The 25,493-nt window shown below is 47.9% G+C and carries 24 protein-coding genes and 2 tRNA genes; 11 read left to right on the forward strand and 15 right to left on the reverse strand.

Annotation, left to right across the window (positions count from 1 at the left end; all coding sequences use genetic code 11):
• Positions 1-5: 5 nt before the first annotated feature.
• The 8 genes from DPO_RS07260 to DPO_RS07295 form a co-directional block, all read right to left on the reverse strand.
• On the reverse strand, positions 6-1,217 hold the full coding sequence (locus tag DPO_RS07260; RefSeq protein WP_006965145.1) for an MFS transporter: 1,212 nt from the start codon (positions 1,215-1,217) through the stop codon (positions 6-8).
• Between the two features lie 4 nt (positions 1,218-1,221).
• Entirely contained in the window at positions 1,222-2,592 is a 1,371-nt protein-coding gene (locus DPO_RS07265; protein ID WP_006965146.1) for a PFL family protein, read from the reverse strand.
• Between the two features lie 24 nt (positions 2,593-2,616).
• On the reverse strand, positions 2,617-3,171 hold the full coding sequence (locus tag DPO_RS07270) for a glycine cleavage system protein R (RefSeq protein WP_006965147.1): 555 nt from the start codon (positions 3,169-3,171) through the stop codon (positions 2,617-2,619).
• A gap of 3 nt (positions 3,172-3,174) precedes the next feature.
• Complete coding sequence (rpe, locus tag DPO_RS07275; RefSeq protein ID WP_006965148.1) at positions 3,175-3,831, reverse strand: ribulose-phosphate 3-epimerase; 657 nt, start codon at positions 3,829-3,831, stop codon at positions 3,175-3,177.
• Positions 3,832-3,907: 76 nt separating this feature from the next.
• Entirely contained in the window at positions 3,908-5,263 is a 1,356-nt protein-coding gene (gene rsmB, locus DPO_RS07280) for a 16S rRNA (cytosine(967)-C(5))-methyltransferase RsmB (protein WP_006965149.1), read from the reverse strand.
• A 3-nt stretch (positions 5,264-5,266) separates the two neighbouring features.
• Positions 5,267-6,202, reverse strand: a complete 936-nt coding sequence (gene fmt, locus DPO_RS07285; protein ID WP_006965150.1) for a methionyl-tRNA formyltransferase — start codon at positions 6,200-6,202, stop codon at positions 5,267-5,269.
• The gene (gene def, locus DPO_RS07290; protein ID WP_006965151.1) at positions 6,199-6,732 is read right to left on the reverse strand and encodes a peptide deformylase; all 534 of its coding nucleotides are present in this window, start codon (positions 6,730-6,732) and stop codon (positions 6,199-6,201) included. The genes fmt and def overlap by 4 nt, the downstream gene beginning before the upstream one ends.
• Entirely contained in the window at positions 6,701-7,663 is a 963-nt protein-coding gene (locus tag DPO_RS07295; protein WP_006965152.1) for a bifunctional riboflavin kinase/FAD synthetase, read from the reverse strand. The genes def and DPO_RS07295 overlap by 32 nt, the downstream gene beginning before the upstream one ends.
• 116 nt (positions 7,664-7,779) lie before the next feature.
• Here DPO_RS07295 and DPO_RS07300 point away from each other — a divergent pair.
• Together DPO_RS07300 and DPO_RS07305 are read left to right on the forward strand one after the other, a co-directional pair.
• Positions 7,780-7,866 (forward strand) — tRNA-Leu (locus DPO_RS07300).
• Positions 7,867-7,891: 25 nt separating this feature from the next.
• Positions 7,892-7,976 (forward strand) — tRNA-Leu (locus tag DPO_RS07305).
• A 142-nt stretch (positions 7,977-8,118) separates the two neighbouring features.
• Here the strand turns inward: DPO_RS07305 and DPO_RS07310 are convergent.
• The 4 genes from DPO_RS07310 to mntA are packed head-to-tail and all read right to left on the reverse strand — an operon-like array spanning position 8,119 to position 11,280.
• Complete coding sequence (locus DPO_RS07310; protein ID WP_006965153.1) at positions 8,119-8,796, reverse strand: DnaJ domain-containing protein; 678 nt, start codon at positions 8,794-8,796, stop codon at positions 8,119-8,121.
• Between the two features lie 34 nt (positions 8,797-8,830).
• Positions 8,831-10,390 carry an ATP-binding protein gene (locus tag DPO_RS07315; RefSeq protein ID WP_006965154.1) on the reverse strand — a complete coding sequence of 520 codons (1,560 nt, stop codon included), beginning with the start codon at positions 10,388-10,390 and terminating at the stop codon, positions 8,831-8,833.
• A 2-nt stretch (positions 10,391-10,392) separates the two neighbouring features.
• Positions 10,393-10,818 carry a type VII toxin-antitoxin system HepT family RNase toxin gene (hepT, locus tag DPO_RS07320; RefSeq protein WP_006965155.1) on the reverse strand — a complete coding sequence of 142 codons (426 nt, stop codon included), beginning with the start codon at positions 10,816-10,818 and terminating at the stop codon, positions 10,393-10,395.
• Positions 10,819-10,827: 9 nt separating this feature from the next.
• Positions 10,828-11,280: a type VII toxin-antitoxin system MntA family adenylyltransferase antitoxin gene (mntA, locus tag DPO_RS23805; RefSeq protein WP_006965156.1), complete on the reverse strand. Its 453-nt coding sequence runs from the start codon at positions 11,278-11,280 to the stop codon at positions 10,828-10,830.
• Between the two features lie 57 nt (positions 11,281-11,337).
• Here mntA and DPO_RS07330 point away from each other — a divergent pair, with 57 nt between their 5' ends.
• The gene (locus tag DPO_RS07330; protein WP_006965157.1) at positions 11,338-12,288 is read left to right on the forward strand and encodes an Rpn family recombination-promoting nuclease/putative transposase; all 951 of its coding nucleotides are present in this window, start codon (positions 11,338-11,340) and stop codon (positions 12,286-12,288) included.
• 353 nt (positions 12,289-12,641) lie between these two features.
• Here the strand turns inward: DPO_RS07330 and DPO_RS07335 are convergent, their stop codons facing one another.
• Positions 12,642-14,285 carry an ArnT family glycosyltransferase gene (locus DPO_RS07335; protein ID WP_006965158.1) on the reverse strand — a complete coding sequence of 548 codons (1,644 nt, stop codon included), beginning with the start codon at positions 14,283-14,285 and terminating at the stop codon, positions 12,642-12,644.
• A 340-nt stretch (positions 14,286-14,625) separates the two neighbouring features.
• Between DPO_RS07335 and DPO_RS07340 the strand changes: the two genes are divergently transcribed.
• The 8 genes from DPO_RS07340 to DPO_RS07375 all read left to right on the forward strand — a co-directional run bounded on the left by DPO_RS07340 (position 14,626) and on the right by DPO_RS07375 (position 22,946).
• On the forward strand, positions 14,626-15,018 hold the full coding sequence (locus DPO_RS07340; protein WP_201765616.1) for a type IV pilin protein: 393 nt from the start codon (positions 14,626-14,628) through the stop codon (positions 15,016-15,018).
• A 106-nt stretch (positions 15,019-15,124) separates the two neighbouring features.
• Complete coding sequence (locus DPO_RS07345) at positions 15,125-17,236, forward strand: tetratricopeptide repeat protein (protein WP_006965160.1); 2,112 nt, start codon at positions 15,125-15,127, stop codon at positions 17,234-17,236.
• Positions 17,237-17,280: 44 nt separating this feature from the next.
• On the forward strand, positions 17,281-17,697 hold the full coding sequence (locus DPO_RS07350; protein WP_006965161.1) for a type IV pilin protein: 417 nt from the start codon (positions 17,281-17,283) through the stop codon (positions 17,695-17,697).
• Entirely contained in the window at positions 17,672-18,859 is a 1,188-nt protein-coding gene (locus DPO_RS07355; RefSeq protein ID WP_160166900.1) for a vitamin K epoxide reductase/DsbA family protein, read from the forward strand. The genes DPO_RS07350 and DPO_RS07355 overlap by 26 nt, the downstream gene beginning before the upstream one ends.
• Positions 18,856-20,004 (forward strand): glycosyltransferase family 4 protein, encoded by a 1,149-nt coding sequence (locus DPO_RS07360; protein ID WP_006965163.1) that lies wholly within the window; start codon positions 18,856-18,858, stop codon positions 20,002-20,004. The genes DPO_RS07355 and DPO_RS07360 overlap by 4 nt, the downstream gene beginning before the upstream one ends.
• Entirely contained in the window at positions 20,004-21,161 is a 1,158-nt protein-coding gene (locus tag DPO_RS07365) for a radical SAM protein (RefSeq protein ID WP_006965164.1), read from the forward strand. The genes DPO_RS07360 and DPO_RS07365 overlap by 1 nt, the downstream gene beginning before the upstream one ends.
• Positions 21,158-22,147, forward strand: coding sequence for an NAD-dependent epimerase/dehydratase family protein (locus DPO_RS07370; protein ID WP_006965165.1), 990 nt, complete (start codon positions 21,158-21,160; stop codon positions 22,145-22,147). Before DPO_RS07365 ends, DPO_RS07370 begins: the two co-directional genes overlap by 4 nt.
• Before the next feature lie 4 nt (positions 22,148-22,151).
• On the forward strand, positions 22,152-22,946 hold the full coding sequence (locus tag DPO_RS07375; protein ID WP_006965166.1) for a methyltransferase domain-containing protein: 795 nt from the start codon (positions 22,152-22,154) through the stop codon (positions 22,944-22,946).
• Positions 22,947-22,968: 22 nt separating this feature from the next.
• On the opposite strand, the gene DPO_RS07380 is transcribed toward DPO_RS07375, so the two are convergent.
• Positions 22,969-23,883, reverse strand: coding sequence for a glycosyltransferase family 2 protein (locus tag DPO_RS07380; protein WP_006965167.1), 915 nt, complete (start codon positions 23,881-23,883; stop codon positions 22,969-22,971).
• 93 nt (positions 23,884-23,976) lie between these two features.
• Positions 23,977-25,485, reverse strand: coding sequence for a glycosyltransferase (locus DPO_RS07385; RefSeq protein WP_006965168.1), 1,509 nt, complete (start codon positions 25,483-25,485; stop codon positions 23,977-23,979).
• Positions 25,486-25,493 lie beyond the last annotated feature (8 nt).

Genomic DNA, 25,493 nt, shown 5'->3' on the forward strand with positions numbered 1-25,493 from the left:
TCGAATCACACCACCCTGGGAAACCGGGCAATGACCCCCAGGCAGATCAAGGGAATGAATGACAGGGCAAACAGCACAGGTTCGATGCCGTAGACATCAGCCAGCCCCCCCACCAGGGGAGACACGGCCCCGCCCAGTCCATAGGCCAGTCCCATCATCAGGCTGGATACCATGGCCCGGGACTGGGGTACCAGTTTCTGGGCCATGACCACGCCTAAAGGCAAGGGTGCCAGCACGAAAAAACCGGCCACAAATGCGCCGGCAAATACCCAGGGGCCGGGCAGGTACAGGTAAAGCATCAGGGCCGGGGCCATGAACAGATAAGAGATGAAAAAGATTTTTTTGAACCCCGTGCGGTCCGCCATATATCCGGCCAACAGTCCGCTCAAGGTGCCGGCTATGATGAAAAACGCCACAATCAGGCCCACGCTGGGCAGCGGATGTCCCTCATTCACCAGAAAAATGGGCATGAATGTCATGAATGCCTGGCCCGTGACGGCCCGCAGAAACATGACCAGCCAGATGAGAAAAATGATTTTGTACACAGGCCCCAAAGTGGCTTTCAATGATTTGAAAAATCCTAAGTGAGACAGGTTTTCACTTTTGGGTCGTGGCAGATATAGAAAACAGAACAAAAACGCCACCAGTCCCAGCATTCCGGTCCAGGGCATGGCTTCCAGGCCCCAATGGGCCACATACCAGGTGATGAACACGGGTCCCAACGCAAAGGCCAGGGTCCCGCCCGTATTGTAGATGGACAGGCAGAACCCGGTGCGGTTGCCGCTGTACAGCGGCACCATGCCCGTGGTGGCCGGATGAAACATGGAAGAGCCCAAAGACCCCAGACTCAGAACCAAAAGCAGCACATAAAAATTGGGAGCGATGCCTGAAAACGGAATGCAGAAAAACGCCAGAAACAGTCCGGTAAACACAAACCACCGGCTCTCATGCCGGTCGGACAGATATCCCACCACTGGCTGGATCATAAAAGCCAAAAGCCGCACCAGCCCGGTGAGCAGTCCCACCTGGGTCAGGGTCAGTCCCAGCTTGTCCACAAACGCGGGCAAAAGCGGTGAAAAAAACGAGGAATAAAAATCACCCGTAAAATGCACCAGGGTGATCACAAAAACAATGCCGTACTGGACCCGGCTGGGATCCGGAGTGTCCTGGCCCGAATACGCGACAGGGGGTTCTTCCCCGGGGGTTGAATCAGACATAAGCTTAATTTTTCAGACTGTGGATGGGTGCGGGAATCCGGCCCCCGTGATGCACAAACAAACTGGCATCCGCCATATGGGGAACGGCCATGATTTTGGCCTCGCCCAGAAGCCCGCCGAAATACACGCTGTCCCCGGCTTTCTTGCCCGGCACGGGGATGATGCGGGTGGCTGTGGTTTTGGCATTGATCATGCCGATGGCCATTTCATCGGCAATCATGCCGGCCAGGCACTCTTCCGTGATGTCTCCGGGCACGGGCACCATGTCCAGTCCCACGGAACACACCGAGGTCATGGCTTCCAGTTTTTCCAGGCTTAAAAACCCCTGGTGGGCCGCCTGGGCGATGTTGAGGTCTTCGCTCACCGGGATGAACGCCCCGCTCAGGCCCCCCACATGGGAGGAAGCAAATGCCCCGCCTTTTTTCACGGCGTCATTGAGCATGGCCAGGGCCGCCGTGGAACCGGGCACCCCGATATGGCTCAGGCCCAACGCCTGGAAGATCTCTCCGATGCTGTCTCCCACGGTCGGGGTCGGGGCTAAAGACAGGTCCACCACACCGAACCGGACATCCAGTTCTCTGGCCACTTCCCGGCCGATGAGTTCTCCCACCCGGGTGACCTTGCAGGCCGTGCGTTTGATCACTTCTGCAATATTGCCCAGGGTCATGGGGCCATTTTCCAGGTTCCGCTCAATGGCCCGTTTGACCACGCCGGGTCCGGACACGCCCACATTGATCACGGCATCGGCCACACCTACGCCCAGATAGGCCCCGGCCATGAACGGCATGTCTTCGGGTATATTGGCAAACACGCACAGTTTGGCACAGGCCAGGCCGTCCTGGTCTGCGGTCAATTCCGCAGCCTGTTTGATGGCCCGGGCCATTTGCAGCACGGCATCCATGTTGATGCCGGCCTTGGTGGTGGCCACATTCACGGATGCGCACACTCGCTGGGTTTCAGCCAGAGCCCGGGGCAGGGCGTTAATCAGGGCTGTGTCACCGGTTGCCATGCCTTTTTCCACCAGTGCGGAAAATCCGCCGATAAAATCGATGTCCACAGCTGTGGCAATCTCATTGAGTTCATGGGCGATTTCCACCATCTGGTCGGCGGAAAATGCAGCCCCCACCAGGGCGATGGGGCTGATGGAGATGCGTTTGTTCACCACCTGGATGCCGTATTTGTCTCCCACGGCATCGCACACGGATTTCAAAGCACCGGCATGGCCCGTGATTTTTTTCCGGATATTGTGCCTGAACGTATCCAGGTCGTGGCTGATGCAGTCAAACAGGTTGATGCCTAAGGTCACGGCCCGGACATCCAGGTGTTCGTTTTTCACCATTTCAATGGTGGAGATGATTTCATGATCTTCAAACATGGAAACTTCCTTGCAGTTAAATGACTATATTTTGTTGATGGCATCAAAAATATTTTTATGCTGGATCCGGATATCCAGGCCCAGTTCATCCGCTTTTTTGCGCAGATCCGCAAACATTGCCGCCGTATCCATATCCGGAGTGACCCACACCTGGTAGGACATGACATTGTCTCTGGGGTCTATCCCGCCTTTGAACACGGCTTTAAGATTGACGATATTGGCCCGGTATGCGGCCAGAATATCGGAAAATCCGGCCACCAGACCTTTCCGGTCCGGTCCGATGGTGGTGATCAGAAAGATATCTCCGTGCGCATCCATGCCTGTTTCATGGGATTCCTCCAGGGTATTGACATGAATCACCAGATCCCGGCCTTCCGACCGGGTGGTCAGGGTTTGTCTCAAATGTTCTTTGTCCATACTTTCCGGGGCTTCCACCAGAAACAGGCCGGCAAACTGGGTCTGGAGAATCATCTGATTGACGTTTTCAAGGTTGCAGCCCAGCTCGAACAGAATCCGGGTCACATGGGCGATAATGCCGGGCCGGTCCTGGGTCAGCACGGTGATGATGAATTTATTCATGGGTTACCTTTCAGCGGCCAGGCGCAACGCCGCAATGGTGTCATTGTAGTCGGGGGTGTTGAAAATGGCCGAGCCTGCCACAAAACAGCTGGCCCCGGCCCGGGCCACGGAGGCAATGGTGTCGGCATTGATGCCGCCGTCCACCTGGATGATGGCGAACGGATTTTTTTTGGCCAGCAGATCGGACAGGGCTTTGATTTTTTCAATGCTGGATTCAATGAATTTCTGGCCTCCGAATCCGGGATTCACGCTCATGATCAGCACAAAATCCAGCTGATCCGCAATATACTCAATGCAAGACAGCGGGGTGGCCGGGTTCAGGGCCACGCCGGGCTTCACGCCCAGTTCCCGGATCTGCTGAAGGGTCCGGTGCAGGTGCGGGCAGGTTTCCGCGTGCACGGAAATATAATCGGCCCCGGCTTTGGCAAAATCAGGAATAATGGCTTCGGGTTTTTCAATCATCAGATGTACATCTAAGGGCAGGGATGTGACCCGTTTGCAGGCTTGAACAATAATGGGGCCATAGGTGATATTGGGAACAAACCGGCCGTCCATGACATCGATGTGGATCCAGTCGGCGCCGGCATTTTCAACCGCTGACAATTCCTTGCCCAGGCAGGTGAAATCAGCGGATAATATGGAAGGGGCAATATGTGCCATGATCGGTCTCCTGTGGTTCAATCAGGTGTTAAAAAAGGCATACCATAATGGGTATTTTGCCAACAATCAACTGTTTTTATGAACGGGTTTCCGGGGTGAGGCGTTTCAACCGGGCTGCAAAAAACCCATCCATGTCCATGCCGTTGGGAAAGGTGGTTAAATACCGGTCCATGGGCAGGCCGAAACAGTCCATGACCGGTTCCAGTACGTAATCTTTGCGTTTTTTTAAAAATGCCGTCACCACATGTTCGTTTTCCTCAGGTTCTCCGGAACATACGGCATATAAAAGAATCCCGCCGGGTTTTACCCGGTTGGCTGCGGCATTGAGCAGTTTTTTCTGCTGACCGGCCATGCGCAGAATATCCTGAAACGAGCGTTTCCATTTGGTATCCGGATTTCTGCGCAGCACGCCTAAGCCCGTGCACGGGGCATCCACCAGGACCCGGTCAAAATATTGGGGAAAATCGGTCTGACCCGCTTTCATGAGGTCCAGGGTAAGGGTTTGGATCTCTCCTGCTCCGAGCCTGTGGGCTTCGGCTGTCAGCAAAGCCAGTTTGCCAGGATCCGTATCCATGGCTGTGATTTTCCCCTGGCCGCCCATGATCTGGGCCATGTGCAGGGTTTTGCCGCCCAGACCGGCGCAGGCGTCCAGCACAATGTGATGGGGTTGGGGGTCCAGCATCAACGAGACCAGCTGGGCCGCTTCATCCTGGACGGCAAACAGGCCCTGGTCAAAACCGGGCAGGGCTTCGATGCGGATGCCGGATCCCATGACCGATATCCCGTGGGGGCTCAAAGAGGTGAGCCGGGTATCAAAACCCGCAGCTGTGAGAATGTCGTTTAATTCAGACCGGGTGGTTTTCAGGGTATTGGCCCGCAGGGTCAGGGGCGGCACCTGGTTGATGGTCCGGCACAGCTCCAGGATCTGCTCATTTCCATACCGGGCCAGCCAGCGCTCGGCCAGCCATTCAGGAATGGAATGTACAATGGTGATATGGCCCAGAAGATCGGTGTGCGGGTCGGGAAGATTCAGTGTGTGGAACTGCCGGACCGTGTTTCTCAACACCCCGTTCACAAATCCGGCCGTTTTTTTTCCGTTTCGGTTTTTGATTAAATTCACGCTGGTGTCAATGGCGGCAAAATCCGGAACCCGGTCCAGAAACCGCAGCTGGAACAAACCCATGCGCAGCACGGTCAATACGGGCAGATCCATGCGGGTCAGGGGAATTTTTGAAAAAGACTGGATAATGAAATCCAGAAAATTGCGGTGGCGCAACACCCCGAACACAATGGCATGGCACAGGTTCTTGTCCGGCTGGGACAAATGGGCCAGGTTGGGAGAAACCGCATCCAGGGCCCGGTCCAGGGTGGCGTGTTTTTGGTCGGTTTGCAGCAGAATTTCCAGGGCTGCCTGTCTTGTATCCCAGGTCATGGATCACTCAAACCGGTCGGAAACGGCCAAAGAATGGCCCCGCAAAAATGCGTCTGCTGACAAACGCTTGCCGGATTTGCCCATGAGTTCCCGGATGATGACCACGCCCGTGCCGGCGACCACGTGAATGCCCTGTTCATCGACGGCGCACACGGTTCCCGGCCGGTCCGGGGCCTCATCTTGTCCCGGGGCTGCCGTGAACACCTTGATGCGCCGGCCTGCCAATCGGGTAAACGCGCCGGGCCAGGGGGTCATGGCATGGATATGGGCCACTACATCCAGATGGGATTGAGTCCAGTCGATTTGGCCGTCCTCTTTTTTGAGCATGGGCGCATATGTGGCGTTTTCTGCATCCTGGGGTGTGGGGGTCAACCGGCCGGCATTGATCTGGTCAATGGTGTCAAGAATCAGATCTGCTCCCAGTTTAGTCAGCTGGTCGTGCAGGTCCCGGGCCGTATCTTCCGGATGGATGGGGGTTTCTTTGAAAAGCAGAATATCCCCGGCATCCAGTTCTTTGGCCATGACCATGGTGGTGACCCCGGACTTGTTATCCCGGTTCCGGATGGCAGCCTGGATGGGCGCGGCCCCCCGGTATCGGGGCAGCAGCGAGGCATGAATATTGACGGGATATTTTTTCGGAATATCCAGAATCCGCTGGGACAGAATCTGGCCGTAGGCAGCCACCACCAAATAATCCGGTGCCAGGGCCGTCAGTTCTTCCACCATGGCATCCGTGTTGAGTTTTTCCGGCTGGGACACGGTCAGGCCCAGGTCCAAAGCCGCGGTTTTCACCGGCGGCGGACTGGGTTTTCTGCCCCGGCCTTTGGGCCGGTCCGGCTGAGTGATTACCCGGCAGATCTCAAAATCAGGCCGGGCGGCCAGGGCTTTCAGCGGCGGCACGGCAAAATCCGGGGTCCCCATAAAAACGATGCGGGTCATGATGATGTCTCTTCCTTGAGCTGTTTCATGCGCTTTTTTTTGTACATGGTTCGTTTCAGCGTACTGATGCGGTCAATGAACAGAATTCCGTCCAGGTGATCGATTTCATGCTGCATGATCACTGCCATCAGGCCATGGGCTTCAAATTCTATTGGGTTTCCGTCCATGTCTATGGCCTGCACCGTCACCTGTTCATACCGCTTGACATCGGCCCGGAAATCCACCACGCTCAGGCATCCTTCATTTTCCGACAGTTGACTGCCCGCGGCCTGGATGATTTTCGGATTGATCAACGCGATGATCTGTTGTTCCGGTCCGTCGTCATCGGGATTCTGTGCCCTGGCATCATATACCAGGATGCGTTTGTTGACCCCCACCTGGGGGGCGGCCAGACCGATGCCGGATTCCTGGAACATGGTTTCTCCCATGTCCTGAATCAGCTGCTTTACCTCGTCATCGATGATTTCCACCTTGTCCGAGGGCATTGACAATGATTTTTCAGGATATGTAACGATCTTCAACAGAGCCATTTTTCAATAATATTTCCTTTGCAGTATCAATATCTTTCCGGATCTGGTCAGACAGTTCCCGGATGTCGGCAAACTTTTTTTCATCCCGCAGCCGGGCCACCATGTTCACCCGGATCCGGGTGCCGTAGATGTCCTGATCAAAATTCAGGATATGGACTTCTATGGTAAAAATATGGTCATCAAATGTGGGGGAGTAACCGATATTGGCCACACCCATGAATTTGCCGTGGATGGTTTCCACTGTCACTGCATACACCCCGAACTTGGGGCACAGCTCGTCATGCAGTTTGATGTTGGCCGTGGGAAACCCCAGCTGGCTGCCCCCGCGGCTGCGGCCCTTGACCACTTTGCCCCGGATCTGGTAGTGCCTGCCTAAAAACTGCCGGGCCTGTTCCACCTGGCCGTCCATGACAATCTGCCGGATCCGGGTGCTGGAAATCCGGTGAGTACGGCTGGCCGGATCTTTGATCCAGTCCGCCACTATGGTTTCAAACCCCAGGATCGGGCCTTGCTCCCGGAGCAGGGCGATATTGCCGGTCCGGTTTTTGCCGAAGGTATAATCCGGCCCGATGATGATCGCTTTCATGCCGATTTTTTCCACCAGGATTTTTTCAATAAACTCTTGGGCCGGGATGGCGGCAAAGGCTTTGTCAAACGGCAGACACATCACCACATCGATGCCTGATGCATCCAGCAGCTCCATCTTCTGGTCATGGCGGGTGATGACCGGCGGGGTGTCGATGCCCAGAGCGCGCAATGGATGGGGTTCGAATGTCAGGGCCACGGACGTGCCTGATATTTTCTTTGCTTTGGAAATGACCTGTTTCAGCAGGGCCTGGTGCCCTTTGTGAACACCGTCAAAATTGCCGATGGTGACCACCGCATTTTGAAAGGGGGTGCTGATCCGGTCCAGGGATTCAACAAGTAGCATATTTTCCTTTTCACCAGCATAAATATTCTTGACAATTCTTCCAAACACATATATATATCCCAACCATTGTTTGAACGCAACGTTAAATTGCGGCGGACAACGCAGTCAACAGATGTGCCGAAGTGGCGGAATTGGTAGACGCACTAGTTTCAGGGACTAGCGAGCGTACGCTTGTGGGAGTTCGAATCTCCCCTTCGGCACCATCTATTCCTTCCAGACAGATCCAAAGCCGAAGTGGTGGAATTGGTAGACACGCTAGACTTAGGATCTAGTGCCGCAAGGCGTGGAGGTTCAAGTCCTCTCTTCGGTACCAAAAATACACAAAAAACGGGCGTTTCAGGTGTTTTTAATCAAAAATTTCTGAAAGGCCCGTTTTTTTGTTCAGGTGACATATCCGTGATAACCGGGCAATGGTGCCCCCCAAAAAAAGGCCTGTGATCTCTCCCATGCGCCCGTTAAATTGTTTTTGATAAAAAATTGCCCGTGGGCAGATAAAATTTGACAGCAATGAACTCGCCGCCGATTTGAAGGCGATCATTTATAACCTGCTTGCGGATGACCTTCAACAGGCCGTGCCATCCGGGTGAAGCAATCTTGATGATATTCTGACGGACAAAGGGTTCCCGGGTGGCAAAACAGGCACCTTTGGGAGACAAGTCAATGATTTGCCCGGGCTTTGGCGGCTGGGGCCACCCATCCCAGTATTGAACCGGATCGGATTTGCTGACTCTCAAGAGCTGCCGCTGCCGGGCGGTAAAGGTGATACGTTTTGTGTCAGGAATCGGACTGCCGCATGTCATACAGGTTTTATCACGACTGTTTTCCGGTTTATGTCGAGTGTTGCAGAATGCACAGATCATCCGGCTTTTTTGTTCTTCATTGAAATTTTCAGGCACGGTGTTCCCTGAATGCAGGAGCTGTTCCGCCAGGTGTGCATCATATCTGACCCGTCTGTCCGGGGAGGACAGCACATGATAGGCCTCATTGATTAAAGCGGAATTAAAGTCATCACCCCCTAAGTCTGGATGAACACGCAAAGCTTTCATCATCGTTCGATAGCTGGAGTGTATCACTTCGAGCGGTGCATCTGGCTGGACATGCAGGATTCGATAGTAATTTCTTCGATTATTCATATTTGTATAACGCCATTACCAAATATTTTTCTAATCACACCTGTTCCCACTCAAAAGATACAATATTTCTTTTTTCCTTTGAAAATTCGATGCCGATGAGAAAAATGCGGTTTCCGTCTTCCATATATTTTTCAAAGTAGCGTTTTTCTCTGATCTGTGCCAGCGGGTTTTTACTTTTGGATTGTCCATCCTGAACCACTTTGAATTCAAAGATATATATTTTTTCATGCCCGGGAAATTTCAGGGTCAGGTCCGCCCGGCCTTTGCTGGTGATATCTTCTGCGGTCAGGTCCAGGCCGAGGCTGGCAAGAAAGGCATAGATCACGCTGACATAAAAGCCTTCATAATGGGTCAGGTTGCCGTGGGCCGTGTAGGGGATGGCGGCAAAAAGGCGCACGATCTGCGACTTGAGGCCCGTGAAATCATCTTCAAGCAAGGTTTTGTATAAACGGGCATCCGGCTGGAACCGATGTTCCGTGAAGTATCCGATCAGATATTGATTGAACGCGTTCTTGACTTCAAAGTTTGGATAGGAAAGGGTATGAATCACCTGGTTGAAAATGGTGGCGGTTTTTTTGATGGTCAGGTATCCGGTCTGGAACATCAGGGATTCGATGGGGATATTGCCCACATCAAAGGTGTTCAAAAGCTGCTCCGACACCTCCAGGTTTTCCAGGTCCGGCAGAAAATACTGCTTGTCCCGGATCATATCCATCAGGAATGTGGGGGTGCCGCTCTCGAACCAGTAGCTTTTGAACTTTCCGCCTTCCTGGAAGAACAGCAGGATGTCGTAGGGATTGTATACCGGCTCTCCGGAAAATGAATACCCGTTATACCATTTTGCCAGTTCCGCCAGATCCACGGGTCCATTGGGTCCGGTCCGGGCCAGATGTTCTTTGAATCCGGTTTCCACATCCATCTGGGTATATCCGCAGATGGTGCTGTATTCCGGGGACAGGGTGATATCCCGCAGATTGTTCAACCCGGAAAATAGGTTCATTTTACTGAACTTGCTCACCCCGGTGAGAAATGCAAACTTGATGTGTTCATCCGCATCCTTGATGGCGGAATAAAATCCACGCAAGGTGTCTCTGACAGACAATGCCGTGTCTTCATGTGTGATATTGTCCAGAATCGGCTTGTCATATTCATCTACCAGCACTACCACGGGCATCTGATATTTTTCATGGCAGGCCTCGATGAGAAATTTGAAATAATTGCCGATGGTTTCTTTGTTTGCCGCAGTGACCCCGTTGTCTCGTTCATTTTTCTGAAGCAGCCCGGCTATGGTTTTCTCAAGATGTTCGGATGACTGACACACATCCCCGCCAAAGCTGATTTTGATCACGGGATATTTTTTATCCCAGTCCCATTTGTCATATACAAACAGGCCTTTGAACAGATCTTTTCTTGCTTCAAACAAGCATTTCAACGTATCCAGAAACAGGGATTTGCCGAACCGCCGGGGCCGGGAAAGAAAATAATAGGTCCCCTGTTCAGCCATGGCAAAGGCATGTTGTGTTTTATCGATATACAGATAGGGGTCTGTTCTAATTTTTTCAAAACTCTGAATACCCAGGGGCAGTTTTTTCATGGTCACTCTCCATCCAGGGATTCATGAGAACGAACCTGCTCTATAAACTGTTCAAAATCCGGGAGATGTTTTTGAATGATGCCGTATATCAGTGCATCGTCTATCCGGTCATACCCATGTACCAGAACATTCCTGGTGCCGGCCATGGGTATGAGAAATTTCAGAAGAGCGGTCTCAATGATGCCGGATTCCGCCAATACCATAAAAACGCCTTTGTTGTCGGACGGTTCTTTTAAATGATGGATGGCAATTAAAATTTTTCCGATATCCAGACAGGATTCGATCGCTACCTGGATATTTCTCTCTGCCACATCTTTATCTCTGGCAGAAGACACATAGGCTTCAAAAGAATTCAAAGTTTGAGCCAGATGTTTCAGCCGCTTGATTCTTTCTTCCACGGTCAGGATTTTTTTTTGAATTGATTTCATGATAAATTTTTACGGATGAACCGGTTTGCCTGAACGCAGTTCATCCAGAAAAGGTTTGAAGTCAAAATACATGCCTTTTAAAGCGATTTCATATTCAAGCCGGTCGGCAGCATCTTTTTCATACAACAGTTCACCGGTCGTAATTACCTGGTAGGCGGTTTCAACGGATGCTGCATTCAAAATGACCACATCGGTCCGGCGGCCGGTTTCAAAACTCACCCGGGTCGATATATGATAAGCGTCATATGAAGCCGTCAAAGGATCTACTGCATATTCTAAATTTTCCAGCAAAAAAGCCAGGTCAATATCGGAACCCGATTTAAACCGGTTTTCATCCAGAACGGAACCAAACAGATATACCGCCCGGATCTTTTTCCGGGCCGACAATGACTGCTGCATACAGCGCTTCACGATGCCGGCAACCAACTGGATCATTTTGCCTTGTCTGTCTGTCTGTGTCATAAAATCAATATACCTTTAAAATCCGGTGTTTACAAGAGTTTATGACGTCGAGATCCAATGAGCTTGACAGAAAAATACATCTGGTGCATTTTAATGGATAAAGTGCTGAAGCTGGTGGACCTGAACACCCTGGAGATCAGCAAGGACAGCTTCATTGAAAAGGATCTGGCTGAATATCATTCGGATATACTGTACAAGGTGAAACTGACAAATGGCAGTCAGGGTTTCATTTATGTACTGTTTGAGCATAAAAGCTACTATGACAGGTTTGTCCATCTCCAGCTGCTGGAATACATGGTTAAGATCTGGCGTTTGTATATCAAGCAGCATAAAAAGCAGCCGGATTTCCTGCCCATTGTGATCCCGCTGCTGGTCTGCCACGCCAGGAAAGAGTGGCCCGAAGATACTGTGCGACTGGCCTCATTGCTGTCAGGTCCGGTGGATGACCTCACCGCGTACATCCCGAATTTCGGGTTTGAACTGTATGACCTGCACCGGTACTCGGATGATCAGATCAAAGGGACCATCGCAAGCCGGGTGATATTGCTGCTGCTCAAACACATCCGGGATCCTGATTTTCGACAGAAGCTGCCGGGTATATTTGCACTGATGCAGGCATTGATGAAAAAAGAAACCGGGCTGCAATGGTTGGAAGTAGTGATCCGGTACCTGGCATCGGCCTTGGAAGAAGATGAATTAACGTGGAAACAAATAAAGGAGATAGCGGAGCAGGCTATTTCCAAAGAGACAGGGGGGTATGTTATGACATTAGAAGAGAAAGTAAGGAATGAGGGCAAGCAAGAAGGCCTGGTTGAAGGTGAGCAAAAAGGCAAGCTGGAAGGTCTCAAAGAAGGCATCGAACTGGGCATCACCCTTAAATTTCCCGGGGACATTGACACAGTAATGGCCGAAGTGAACAAAATTGATGATCTGGGTACACTGAAAGAAATCAAAGAAACGATAAAAACCGCAAAAGACATCTCGGAGATCCTGGCACTGCTGAAATAACATGAACCCGCTACCATACCATTACGCCTGCCCATAGAGAAAGACAGGAGTGGTACGTCCTTTGTGAATTTATTCTAAGACCCTTCCAGGAAGCGCATCCAAAAGATTTCTTTTCTCTTGATCGGGGCCTTCCTGTCCCACTTGACAATCAAAAATAATTTGAATACAGCTTAACAGTTTAAAATTTCCTGACGTTGGAAACTCTGGTTTGTGGAAAAACCAAAGGGCGGCTATCCTGGAAGTGTAATCGTAAATGCCTTTCACGTCAAAAGAGGCACGTTACGTGGCCTTATCAAAGATTCCGGGATGACTGTCGATGAATTTATATCTAAGTTGTAATATCCCAAAACACATCAAAACCCGATTTGCAGCAGCCCATACCCGTCTTTGGAGAACAGCACTCGGATATGGGATTCAAAAAACTGCCTGAGCACCTGCCGGTCATGATCGGAAGCAACTTCCTTCAACCATGAATTGAATGCCGGGTAACTCATCAGGATATGGGTGAACCCTTTGCCGGTCAGGGTTGTCGCTACATCCTTCCCGGATGCGGCATCTTTGGCGGCTCTGTAAAGCAGCGAATCCGAAAACGCTATATACCGGTCTGAATAATATCCCCGCCCTCCCATGAACAGCCCGAAGATTTTCGCATCCTTTGCCAGATGGGCATTGGCATATTGAAACGCGGCATATTCCGGCCGGAATGCCTGGATGTACTCATCCCGGGTCACTTTCCCCGTCAGATACTCCAGGGGCCGGTCTTTTTTGAACCGTTCGACCATGTATGCGGCATTCAGTCCGAGCATGACCGTGATCACGGCAAAAATCAGGAATGTCTTGACAGGCCCGGACCATCGAACAGGCGCAAGAATCCGTGTCTGAAAATTGTGGAGCCCGAGCATGGATAGCACCACCAGCGGCGGCAGGATGGGTGAGAAATACCGGATCCGGATCGATGTCTGGGCGCAGGCATAGAGCAGAAACAGCAGAGAGAAAAACAGCATGAGCAGAATTTCGATTTTTTCCTGCCGGGATCGGGTCCTGAATCCCGGAATCAGACACAGGGGCAGAATCAGCAGAAACGGACTGGTCCGGCCGTCAAAAAGCCGGAAATCATCATCTTTGCCCTGAAAAAACACCCGCAAAGGAATCAAAGCGATCTGCGCCCAGGATTCTCCATACAGCTCCCGGCGGGCCTGGATATGGGAGATGCGGGGGGAGGGGGCTTTGTCGTTTTTTTCAACGGACGGAGGCGGTGGATTGAACACTTTATTGTATAAGGGATACACCGGGTTCCCGGTCCAGACCCCATTGCGGACCATCCAGGGGGAAAACACCAGCAAAGAAACCAGAACAAACAACGCCCCCCATGCCGCAGCCTTGAGGCTGACGTGGCGGGTGCCGACACGCATCCTTGCATATACAAACGGCACAAACAACCCCAGCAGAAACAGTCCCACCAGCCCGTTGTATTTGGTTCCCAGGGCCAACCCGCAAAATACTCCACTGATGATCAGCGGTTTGTATCTGAATCCGGATTCGATCCAGTCAAACAGATACAGCAGTGCGGCAAAGAAAAAGCAGATCAGCCCCAGATCCACATACACGGTGGAGGACAACCGGACAATCACAGGCAGGGTCAGAAAAAAAAGTGCCCCCAGCCAGGCACAGGCGGGACTGGTCCGCCGGGAAAGATACCGGAAAATCATAAACGCAGTGATCAAAGCAAAGGCAGAATGGATAAATTTAGGGGCAATGTCATTGTTGAACGCCAGCGGAATCAGATACAGCAGATCCAGGTTCATGGGATAATAAGAAAACGGGATATGAAAGATCTCATATATTCCGCCGTGGAGCAGGTACAGCTTGGGAATGAACAAATGATGGGTCAGGGCATCCCGGTCCACGGGGGGCACGGAAGCCAGCAGCGCGACATATGCAATGGGGCCGGCCAAAAAAAAGGAAAAAAGGATGTGGGTTCGAACGCTGCGGGTCATGATCTGTGTTTATCCGGAAATGGATTATGCTTTGGTATCTGTTTCATAACGGACCTTAAAATAAATGCGCTATTTTCGTCAACCGGTTTCAAATTTTGTCATATTTGCCGATTTTTGTTATTTTCAAAAGAAAAAATGCCATTTTAATACAATCCAACCAGGCCTATGAAATTTAAATTTCATTAAATATTAATAGGTTGGAATAAAAATGAATTATAATGCTGAATTTGAAATCCATGGTGTATTTTTTGCATCAAATTGATCCAAAGCGTTTGAATGGCAAAATAAAGCCAAAACACAAAACAGGAAAAAATTAAAGGAGACATTTATGAAAAAAATGTTGAAAAACAACAAAGGTTTTACCCTGATCGAGCTGATGATTGTTGTGGCCATTATCGGGATTCTGGCGGCGATTGCCATTCCCAATTTCATGAGCTACCAGTGTAAAGCAAAACAGGCTGAGGCGAAAAGTATTTTAGGGAACATGAGAGTTCTTCAAGAAGCATATTTTGCGGAATATGGTAACTATGCAGACAATACTGTTCAAATGGGGTTCAATACTCCTAAAGGAGATCCTAAATACACTTATGATGTTACTGAAACTGATAGTGGGGCTGGATTTGATGCAACGGCAACTGCTAAAGATGGTAAGGGTCTTGGTGATGGAGCTGCTGCAGATAAGTGGACTATGGATGAAGATGCCAACCTTGTGAACTCGCCATCTGGTTGCTAAGTAAGAAATTTTAAAATCAATTTTTCTTAATCCCCTTTTTTGATGTGAGTTGTCAAAAAGGGGGATTTTGTTCTTGATGGATATTTTTCTGATAAAATAATGAACAATGTTGAAATATAATAGACAGGAACCCAAAAATGAACATGTAAGTATAAACTGGCGCATTTTTGTTCTCCTGTCCATACTTGTCCTGATCATTTACTGCAACACCTTCAACGCCCCTTTCCATTTAGATGATTTTCACAATATCGTTGATAACACCCGACTTCACGTCGACAATTTATACCCTGGTACGATTTTAGAGGCGATACTTGAAAATCCAGAAAAAAAGAAACTTTTTTACCGCCCGATATCCAACTTGAGTATTGCGATAAACTGGTATTTTGGTCAAACAAATGTTACTGGCTACCATATTGTAAATATAGGATTTCATATCCTGACTGCCTTTTTTCTGTATTTATCGATTATCAACCTTTTCAATACCCCGAACCTTGCCGGGAGATACAGAGGAGATGGATATTTTATCGCTGTCCTGGCTGCCTGCTTGTGGGCGGTCAATCCCATCCAGACACAGGCAGTGACATACATTGTTCAGCGCATGGCTGCCATGGCTGCCATGTTTTATGTGATGGGAATCTATTTTTACATCAAATTCAGGCTTTGTGAATCATTTAAGCGACGGATATATTTTTTCTCCGGCATACTATTTTCATTTTTGTTGGCTGTGGGTTCCAAAGAAAATGCCATCATGCTTCCAGTATCGCTTCTGCTTTTGGAAGTGGTGTTTTTCAGGGACATGTCCGATTATGAAACCCGGCAAAAAGTGTTGTTGTGGGGGGCGGGATTGATTGTGGTTGTTTTTGTTTTCGGCGTTTTTTTGTTTCTGGGCGGGGGAGTGATAGAAAGTATTCTGGGCAGCTACAAAAACCGAACATTTTCTTTTTTTGAACGGGTTCTGACACAGCCAAGAATCGTGATGTTTTATTTATCACAGATTTTTTATCCCATTGCCGACCGGCTGTCTCTGGATCATGATATCGTGGTGTCAACCGGATTGTTCTATCCCTGGACTACCTTGCCTGCCGCTGGTTTAATTTTACTGATAGTGGGCATTGCCATCCGGCAGATAATTAAGTGGCCATTGTTTTCCTTTGCTGTCCTTTTTTTCTTTTTAAATCATATCATTGAATCTTCTGTCATTGCATTGGAGCTTGTTTTTGAACACCGAAATTATCTACCCTCTCTTTTTTTGTTTCTACCGGTAGCGACAGGCATCAAAAGGATGATCAATCATTATTCAATGCAAAAAAAAATAATGGAAGGGTTGGTCATTGTATTTGTCACTCTTCTGATTGCCTTGCTTGGATTAGGAACATACACCCGCAATATGGTGTGGACAGATGAAAAGATTCTGTGGGAGGATGTTATCCAGAAATCACCTGGCAGAGCAAGAGGATATCAGAATCTTGCAGCTGCTTACTATATGGATGTAAAGGAGTATGATCAGGCAATTGCCTTGTTTCAAAAAGCCATGTATCTGGATGGCAGCACCCGAAACAAAGCTGTGTTGATATCCCTTGCCAACATGGCCAATATTTATGCAAAATATAAAAAAAACTATCAGAAAGCCATTAAATTATATTATCAAATTCTCGATATTAATCCTAATAACGATGCCATGCGATATCATCTTGCGTTAACGTTGCTTCGTTCCGATCGGATCGATGATGTCCAGGAGCATGTCGATTATCTGCTCTCAAAAGAACCTGAAGTGCCGGCATACCTGAATATAAAAGCAGCTGTTTTATTAAAACAGGATGATCCTGAAAAGGCATTGACTTACCTGATCAAAGCGATAAAAATAGCACCTGATACAGAAAGAACGCTGCTTTATACCGGAATAGGAAAAATGATGAGACACAACTATACTTCAGCAGATCATTATTTTAATCGCCTGTATCAAAGGTTTCCTCAAAAACCGGTCAATTTGTTTTTTCTGATCGAAAACAGCGTCAGGGCTGGAAATAGTGAGAAAGCAGCGTCTTATGCTGAAAATCTGATATCGACTTTCAGTGTACCAGAAATATTAAACGCATTGAGAGAAGACGCTGATATTGATCTTCAATGGCCGATTCGAACCGATTTGATTGCACCTGTGATCTCCCAAAAGATTTCAGAACTTTCTCTTATGTCACAAGAAATATCAGGCAATGGGTAACAGAGGTAAAAATTATTTGATCGCAATGATTCCAGGGAAATATCATGAAAAACAAACGGATCAACAAAAAAGGGTTCACTCTCATTGAGTTGATGCTTGTGGTAGCCATTATCGGAATTTTAGCGGCTATTGCCATCCCCAATTTTCTGTCCTATCAGTGTAAAGTGAAACAGTCGGAAGCGAAAAGTGTTTTGGGGCATATCAGAATCCGCCAGGAAGCTTATTTTGTTGAAAAGAACACGTATGCTGACGACATTGCGCATCTCGGTTTTATTGTGCCAAAAGGTGATCCCAAATATGACTATTCGATAGACGCTGCAAGTGTAAGTCAATCATATTACATTGCAGTTGCTGAAGCCAAGGCCGGGAAAGGCCTTACAAATTCTGCCGGAGGAAGAGACAAGTGGACGGTAACTGTTAATGCGACTTTGTCTAATGAAGTGGCAGGTTGTGGGAACTAAAAAAGCCATAACAAAACCGCTTCCTTTTCCGGTTTATTTCTGGACCGTGTTTAGTGTCGCAGCTGCCGGGCTGTTGAATATGGTGTATTCGTCAATATCCCACTACCGGATCCACACCGATATGCTGTATGTCAGTTTGTGTGCCGTGTCAGAATCCATCAACTGTGATACCGTTTCCCAGAGCATGTATTCCATATTTCTGGGAGTGCCGGTGCCGGTGTGGGGAGTTCTGGGATATGGTTTTTTTCTAATCCTGTTGTCATTTGCATACCATCTGAAAGCAAGACCGCATCGGATCTGGCGGCTGCTGTTTTTGATTGCCCTGTTTTTTTCTGTCTACAGCCTGATTCTGGCCTATATTTTAAAATTTCAGATCAAGGCGTATTGCATTGTCTGCATGGCCGGCTACGGCATCAATTTTATGCTGCTTTTTCTGGTGTGGATCATCCGCAGACGGTTTCCTGAAAAAGGTTTTTGGAGTTCCTTGAAAAAAGATATCCTGTTTTTGTGGCGGCCATGGAAAAAGAAAACCACTGTGCTGGTTTTTTTTCTGCTGGCAGTGTTAATCCTGCCGGTTGTTTTTCCCAGCTACTGGTCATTTTCTCTGCCGGAAATATCCACAGATGTGCCCACCGGCATCACCGAAGACGGCGATCCATGGATCGGGGCGCAGGATCCTGAGCTTGTCATTATTGAATATTCCGACTACATGTGTTTTCAATGCAGAAAGCTTCACATGTATTTACGGCAGATCATTGCTGCCAATCCGGATAAGATCCGGCTGGTACACCGGCACTTTCCCATGGACCCGCAGTTCAATCCCACGTTGACCGGATCATTTCACCCGGCATCCGGTAAACTGGCCGTTGCCGCAGCCTACGCGGTCCTGGAAGACAGATTCTGGCAGATGAATGATCTGTTGTATGACATCCCCAAAGATATCAAAAGCCTTGATATCCGGGAACTTGCCCAGAAAAGCGGGGTGAGCTTCGAAGGTCTTGCCACTGCGCCCGGCATCCGGCAGGTTAATTACAAAATCAAATGGGATGTGTTAAAAGGGATCGAGCTGGGCGTGACCGGCACCCCGGCGTATGAAATTGACGGCGAACTGTTCCAGGGCCGGATTCCCATGGCAGTGATCAAAAAAGTGATATCTGAATGATAATGACTGTTTCCATGCTGGGTACATTGCCGCCCCAAAAAGCCCTTTCTCCATATTGCCTGGGCCTGGTAACAGCGCTGGATGCTGCTGGGGTGCGGCTTTTTTTTTATTCTTTTTCAAACCTGTATCCTGCCTGGCTTCATCCATCAAAAGAAGCTCTGGAAGACCCCACATTCAAAAAAATCGATACCAGGAATCTGACCGTTTCAACCCTGCTGACCTGGTACAATCCCTTGTCCTGGATAAAGGCCGGCATGACCATGAAAACCGACGTGTTTCATGCCCAGTGGTGGAGCCTGCCCACCCTGCCGGCAGTGATATCCATGATATATCTGGCAAAACGCAAAAAAATTCCGGTGATTGTCACCGTTCACAATGTAATGCCCCACGAAGGGTCTGTTTTGTTTGACTGGGCCAGCCGGTTGATTTTTCAATTGGCAGATCATCTGATTGTTCATACCAAACATAATAAAAAGACCCTGATTTGCCAGTATCAAATCCATGCAAACCTTATTTCAGTGATCCCTCATGGCCCTTTGACCGTCTTTAAAACCGGGATCCAAAACTTCAGGCAGCACCGGCAAATCAGTGAAAAAGAGAAAATAGTGTTGTTTTTCGGAACCATTCGACGCTATAAGGGACTGGATATCCTGATTCACGCCTTGTCAAAGGTAAAGAAAACACTGCCTGCCAGGCTGGTGATTGCCGGCAGTCTGTGGGAGCCCTGGGACCGATATGAGAATTTGATCCGGCACCTAAGTTTGGCGGATGATGTCATCAAATTAATCGGTTATGTACCATCCGACCAGGTGGGCGCTTTGTTTTCCGCGGCCGATCTGGTGGTACTGCCTTACACACATTTTGACAGCCAGAGCGGGGTAGGGGCTGCAGCCATAGCTTTTCATGTCCCGATGATTGTCACTGATACCGGCGGTCTGCCGGACCTGGTCGCTGACCCGGAATGCGTGGTGCCGTGTTCTGATTCGAATCTGCTGGCCGAAAAGATAGTCAATGTGTTATCAAATGAGACGCTTCAAAAAAAATTGAAAAACGATGCCCGGAAAATTGAAAAAATGATGTCATGGGAGCGGATTGCCGATCAGACCCTGTCCCTGTACCATCAAGTGCTGGATGACCGCAGATAATGAACTTGATGAATCCCAACCATTTTGTGTATAAACTGCCGCTGTATTATCTGTCATACTGGTTTGGGATCAAAGCCCCGCTGCCTTTCAATCTGACCTTTTCTGTGACCAATGTCTGCCAGTCCAGATGCCGGACCTGCAAGATCTGGGATATCTACCGCCAGACCCCGGCCCTGAAAGACCAGGAACTGACCCTGGATGAAATCGAAAAGATATTTGCATCCATGGGTCCGGTTTATATTTTCAATGTCAGCGGGGGAGAGCCTTTTTTGCGGCCTGATTTTACAGATATCATTGCCCTTGCCGTCAAATATCTGAAACCCGGGATCATCCATATCCCCACCAATGCTATTGCCGGCCAGAAGATTGTGACATCCATTGAAAAAATTATAGCCATTCTTAAAACCCAGGCACCTGATACGCGATTGACCATTAAACCCAGCCTGGATCATGTGTATGATAAACATGATGCGATCCGGGGCGTGAAAGGCAATTTTGAAAAAGTGCTGGCAGTCTTTCAGTCGCTGCAGGACTTGAAATCGGTGTATCCACACCTTTCTGCAGAACTGGGAACAGTGATCTCACGATGGAATATCAACGATATTCATGAGATTTCTTCGTTTGCCCTGTCCCTGAACCCGGACTCATACCGCAATGAAATTGCTGAAGAACGGTCTGAAATGTTCAATTTTGACGATCAGATCACCCCGGATCATCAGGCATATCAGCAGGCCATACAGATTTTTTCCGCCCATCAGATCAAAGAGATGAATCAGAAACCATTATTCCATCGAATGATCAATGCATTCCGCCTGGTGTATTACCAGCTGGCCCTCAAGATCCTGCATCAAAAAACCCAGCCCATCCCCTGTTATGCCGGAATTACCAATGCGCATCTGACCCCGTATGGTGATGTGTGGGCCTGCTGCACACTGGGCTACACCCGGAGCATGGGCAACCTCAAAGATGCCGGGGATGATTTCAGGACGGTCTGGCACAGCCCCCGGGCACAGCAAATCAGAAAACAGATCAAAAACAAGGAATGTGCCTGCCCATTGGCAAACCAGATGTACTCCAATTTATTGATGGATACCAGGAGCATTTTAAAGGTGCTGTCGCTGATACTCAGGAAAAAGAGCAACGCGGAGGTCACATGAAATTTCTGGTTACCGGCGCCACCGGCTTTATCGGACCCTATCTGGTGAAAGAACTGACCCGGCGCGGCCATGCCTGCCGGTGTCTGGTCAGAGACATTGAAAAAGCTGTTCCCATGCTGCCTGAAAACCTTGTTGAATTGGTTCAGACAGATATCAGAGAAACACACCGGCTGGCAGGCATTGCCGATGGTATGGACGGAGTGTTTCACCTGGCCACCATGGGCCATGCCTATCATTACAATGTTCCGGACCAGGATTTTTTTGATATCAATGTACAGGGCACTGAAAATATCGCCCGAGAGGCCCTGACATCAAACGTGAAGCGGTTTGTCCACTGCAGTTCGGTTGCCGCCATGGGCGTATGCAAGGAGACCCCGGCCGATGAAAACACCTTGTGCCGGCCGGTGCATCCCTATGGTATCAGCAAGCTGGCAGCGGAAAAAAAAATCATGGAACTGATCCAGACCCGAAATCTGCCGGCATCCATCATCCGGTTTTCCATGGTGTACGGCCCCGGCGACTGGCGGGACATGCTCAAACTGGTCCGTTTATACAAAAAAGGCCTGTACCCGAAAGTCGGGAACCGGCCCAAACTCACGCCGTTGATCCATGTCACCGATGCTGTGAACGGACTGATCCAGGCCTATGAAAAAGGCCGGATCGGTCAACTGTATTTTCTGACCAATGAAACCCCTGAAAAATTCGATGATATCCGGCAGTACATCGCCCAAGGACTGAATATGAAACGGCCGGTTCTGTATGTCCCGGAATGGATGGCTCTGACTGGGGCCGGTATGATTGAAACCCTGTTTAAAATGATCGGCAAAGTACCGCCCGTGACCCGGAACAATATCCGGTCCACCCTGGCGGACCGGGTGTTTTCAGTGGAAAAATCCATCAGAGATCTGGAGTTTGCCACCCATGTGCCGGCAAAACAGGGGATTGTTGAAACCGTGAAATGGTATAAAGAAAAAGGATGGGTATAGATCGATGGGAAAAGAGCGGGAAGTCTTCGGGGTCACTTATGATCGATATGTGCTGATACAACTGCACAGAGAACTCACCAACCAGCTGCATCTGAAGCGTATCGTCGAAATGCCCAGCCATGGCGCCAAGGCTGCCGGATCGTTATATTCCATCGGTTTTGCCGTGGCCGGATGCGATGTCACGCTGGTGAACCCGGAAATCAATATGCTTGCCAAATGGGACGATATCGGTCAGACCGATCGAATGAGTTACAGGGAGAATGTCGATCCCTGCCGAACCCTGTTTGAAACAGATGCCTTTGACCTGGCCTGGAATTTTGTGACCTGGACTGAACTGGAAGACCCAAAGCGGTATCTACAGGAAATGAAGCGGATCTCAAGAAAATATATCCTTTTGGTGACCTGCAACAATTTTCAGCCCGGCTATCCCTGGCACCGGTTTTTACATTACTGGTATGGATTTCACTGGAATCACGGCCAGGTAAAATACAACCACATCACCACAGTGAGAAAACTGTTCAAGCAATTAGGCATCCAGGTGATCGAATCCGGCGCCATCGACACCCCTGGCTGGCCCGATCCCAGCGGCCCCAGGGATGTCCGGCTCCACCGTCGCTACGGTAGCAAAGATCCCCGTCTGCAATCCACCCCGGACTGGGACGTCCCGATTCTCGATTATGTGAAAAATAATTCATATCCCGGGTGGATGAAAAAACTGGGCAAATGGGATATGTTGTTCAGAAAAGGGGTGTTCAAGCTGCCGTTGAGCCATTTGTTTTATGTGCTGGGAGAAAAATAGGGAATCGGGTGTGTTTTTGAAATTAACTACCATATAATGAATAAGTTTTTGCTTTTAAAAAACCGACCCCAACTTTCATTGCAGCATAATATTTGGTAAATCGGATGAACCACCGGAGCCGACTTCTCATGGGCAATCCGTAATCTTTCAAAAAAAGCCACGAATACCTTGTGACAGCTTCGATCATTCCAGCGGGTGGATCAAGAATCTCAATTCGGTCAGGGAAATCTATAAGTTTCTCATGATCAATAAACGCTTTCAGACGTATTGCGGACAATTGACGCAAATATATCAGAGAAATAAAAGTAATATAATCTTTGTACCGGTTTTTATGGATATAATTAGCATCCGGTCTTACTTTCCCGTCGATAAAATGGCGATGATCAAATTTTATATTGTTTAAAAAATAAATTCTGTTCTTTCCAAGATGCTTTAGCCTTGTAAAAATATCAAAGATATGGTCATCAATGAACAAAGCATCGTACTGCTTTGGATACGGTTGAGAGAGAATTTCACAGGTTTTTCTCGACATGACAGGAAAGGTGGACAAGTTTGCCTTTTCCATATCATCGGGATAGACCAGATAAACTTCATCATAGATGTTTTCGGCCAATTTGCGGATAATCTCGTCCCATCCCGGTGTGCAAACCACCAGATCATCATTTATTAACATGATAATATCACCTGAAGAAGCTTCTAAGCTTCTGGTATTTAACTCTCCCATTGTCGCTTTAGGTCCAACGATTTTAATTAAATTAAGCCTGTTGTCTTCTATACTATGGCTTTGAAAGTCATCATCATCAAGACATAAAACAATTTCTAAATTATCTTTATCGGCAGTATGTTTTACTATACTTTCAAATAACCTTTTTACTAAAAACAGTCTATTTCTTGTGGGGAGTAATAAAGAAATTTTTTTGGGCGATTTTAATTGCATATTTTCTCCCCTAATAGGGACTTTGAGTATGGTATCATCATCTTTTCATTTCATTAAAACTTTACATTTGCATCATAAGGCTAAAACCATTTTTTACCATAAATCTACAATATTTTTTTTATCAATCCCTATTCTTCTCAGCAAATACGTTTTTCTCTCAACGTCATCAAAAGAGGCAATTATAATTTTATCAAAATTATTTGTCATTTTCTCATCAGCTAACCCACTCTTAAATACGAACTTAATTTGATGTTTTTTGGAAAAAAAAGCCAAAATATCTGCAACACACCGATCTCCCCAAAGAACAATTCTCTTAACTCCCATGGAGTTTAAATCATCGATACATTGAACACATCTTCCAACAAAGTAATAAGTATCTTTTTTGAATCGATCAAAATAATCGTTTGCCTTCTTTTTTAATTGTATTTCTCCGGTTTTGCTCACGGAAGACTTACTTATAAAGGGAGATGCACTTGAAGCGCTGATTTTTTTTCTCAAACGTCGAATCATTGCCAATATAAAGATTTTATAAGCACAATAAAGCATAAAGGGTTTGCCGGAATAATGGCTGATCCTTTTTTGCGTTAGGGTTTCAAGTTCCAACATATTAAGCTTATAGTCACCAATTTGATAGTCTGCTGCTTGATAATCAGGAACAAAAATAGTCCATTTTTTTGTGTCAATATTTGATAAAATTCCTTCCAGAAAAGTCGAGTTTATCGACTGTTTATTTTCGGATTTTCGCAACTGTTTTATTGCTTGATTTTCAACCAGTGGAAGAACGCGGCCTGTAGTTCTTGCCGTTAGCGCTGTTTGAGACATATGTCGTCCATCATGTGGCCCAGCAAAATTATTATCTCCACTCTGCCCCGGGTGCCATAGATGATAAAGCCATTCACTATCATGCCACACTTCTTTTTTCCCTAAATTAACCAGGCGAAATGTCATATCATAGGGGCCGCAGATATGCCCCAAATAATCTATATGCTCGTCTGCCCCGCCAATGGCAATAATATCTTCACGCAAAGCGGAAAAACATGCACCAAAGTTTGGATTATGATATGGTTTTGAACGGTCCACAATTCCTCTGGGTTTTCCGTCTATTATGTTTATACATTCAGATGATTTGATTTGTTCAATTGAAGGATAATTGAAAGGATAAAAACTTCTATCATTACTCCGCACCTGATCCAGGTGCAGAACAACATCATTTTCATTATCAAAAAATGTTATTATACTTTCAATAAAAGTTGGTTGAACAACGGCATCAGAATCGCAGATTGTTATAATATCTCCTCTGCTGACAGCAATTCCCAAATTATACATGACATGTTTGTGGTAGTAAACCTCGTCCGCCATTCCGATTATGACCCATTTATCCAAAATAGGCTGGCCAGATTTAATACTCTTTTCAAGCCAATCCGAAATTACGGCAGGTTTTCTTTTATAATATTCTATCCAGATTATTTCATATAAGTCTCGTGATACAGTTTGTGTGTTTAAATACTTTAGGATGTGGAAACTCTCCCGGCAAGCCCAATCCAAAAGAATTATACTTATTTTTGGTGATATAGACCGATTTGAATTAAAAACGATTTCCATGCGAATAT

Source organism: Desulfotignum phosphitoxidans DSM 13687 (assembly GCF_000350545.1).
Taxonomy (GTDB): domain Bacteria; phylum Desulfobacterota; class Desulfobacteria; order Desulfobacterales; family Desulfobacteraceae; genus Desulfotignum; species Desulfotignum phosphitoxidans.

Bases quoted from the DNA above. Each gene is read 5' to 3' on its own strand.
- DPO_RS07260 (WP_006965145.1), bottom strand. From the start codon at position 1,217: ATGTCTGATTCAACCCCCGGGGAAGAACCCCCTGTCGCGTATTCGGGC.
- DPO_RS07265 (WP_006965146.1), bottom strand. From the start codon at position 2,592: ATGTTTGAAGATCATGAAATCATCTCCACCATTGAAATGGTGAAAAAC.
- DPO_RS07270 (WP_006965147.1), bottom strand. From the start codon at position 3,171: ATGAATAAATTCATCATCACCGTGCTGACCCAGGACCGGCCCGGCATT.
- rpe (WP_006965148.1), bottom strand. From the start codon at position 3,831: ATGGCACATATTGCCCCTTCCATATTATCCGCTGATTTCACCTGCCTG.
- rsmB (WP_006965149.1), bottom strand. From the start codon at position 5,263: ATGACCTGGGATACAAGACAGGCAGCCCTGGAAATTCTGCTGCAAACC.
- fmt (WP_006965150.1), bottom strand. From the start codon at position 6,202: ATGACCCGCATCGTTTTTATGGGGACCCCGGATTTTGCCGTGCCGCCG.
- def (WP_006965151.1), bottom strand. From the start codon at position 6,732: ATGGCTCTGTTGAAGATCGTTACATATCCTGAAAAATCATTGTCAATG.
- DPO_RS07295 (WP_006965152.1), bottom strand. From the start codon at position 7,663: ATGCTACTTGTTGAATCCCTGGACCGGATCAGCACCCCCTTTCAAAAT.
- DPO_RS07310 (WP_006965153.1), bottom strand. From the start codon at position 8,796: ATGAATAATCGAAGAAATTACTATCGAATCCTGCATGTCCAGCCAGAT.
- DPO_RS07315 (WP_006965154.1), bottom strand. From the start codon at position 10,390: ATGAAAAAACTGCCCCTGGGTATTCAGAGTTTTGAAAAAATTAGAACA.
- hepT (WP_006965155.1), bottom strand. From the start codon at position 10,818: ATGAAATCAATTCAAAAAAAAATCCTGACCGTGGAAGAAAGAATCAAG.
- mntA (WP_006965156.1), bottom strand. From the start codon at position 11,280: ATGACACAGACAGACAGACAAGGCAAAATGATCCAGTTGGTTGCCGGC.
- DPO_RS07330 (WP_006965157.1), top strand. From the start codon at position 11,338: ATGAGCTTGACAGAAAAATACATCTGGTGCATTTTAATGGATAAAGTG.
- DPO_RS07335 (WP_006965158.1), bottom strand. From the start codon at position 14,285: ATGACCCGCAGCGTTCGAACCCACATCCTTTTTTCCTTTTTTTTGGCC.
- DPO_RS07345 (WP_006965160.1), top strand. From the start codon at position 15,125: ATGTTGAAATATAATAGACAGGAACCCAAAAATGAACATGTAAGTATA.
- DPO_RS07350 (WP_006965161.1), top strand. From the start codon at position 17,281: ATGAAAAACAAACGGATCAACAAAAAAGGGTTCACTCTCATTGAGTTG.
- DPO_RS07355 (WP_160166900.1), top strand. From the start codon at position 17,672: ATGAAGTGGCAGGTTGTGGGAACTAAAAAAGCCATAACAAAACCGCTT.
- DPO_RS07360 (WP_006965163.1), top strand. From the start codon at position 18,856: ATGATAATGACTGTTTCCATGCTGGGTACATTGCCGCCCCAAAAAGCC.
- DPO_RS07365 (WP_006965164.1), top strand. From the start codon at position 20,004: ATGAACTTGATGAATCCCAACCATTTTGTGTATAAACTGCCGCTGTAT.
- DPO_RS07370 (WP_006965165.1), top strand. From the start codon at position 21,158: ATGAAATTTCTGGTTACCGGCGCCACCGGCTTTATCGGACCCTATCTG.
- DPO_RS07375 (WP_006965166.1), top strand. From the start codon at position 22,152: ATGGGAAAAGAGCGGGAAGTCTTCGGGGTCACTTATGATCGATATGTG.
- DPO_RS07380 (WP_006965167.1), bottom strand. From the start codon at position 23,883: ATGCAATTAAAATCGCCCAAAAAAATTTCTTTATTACTCCCCACAAGA.
- DPO_RS07385 (WP_006965168.1), bottom strand. From the start codon at position 25,485: ATGGAAATCGTTTTTAATTCAAATCGGTCTATATCACCAAAAATAAGT.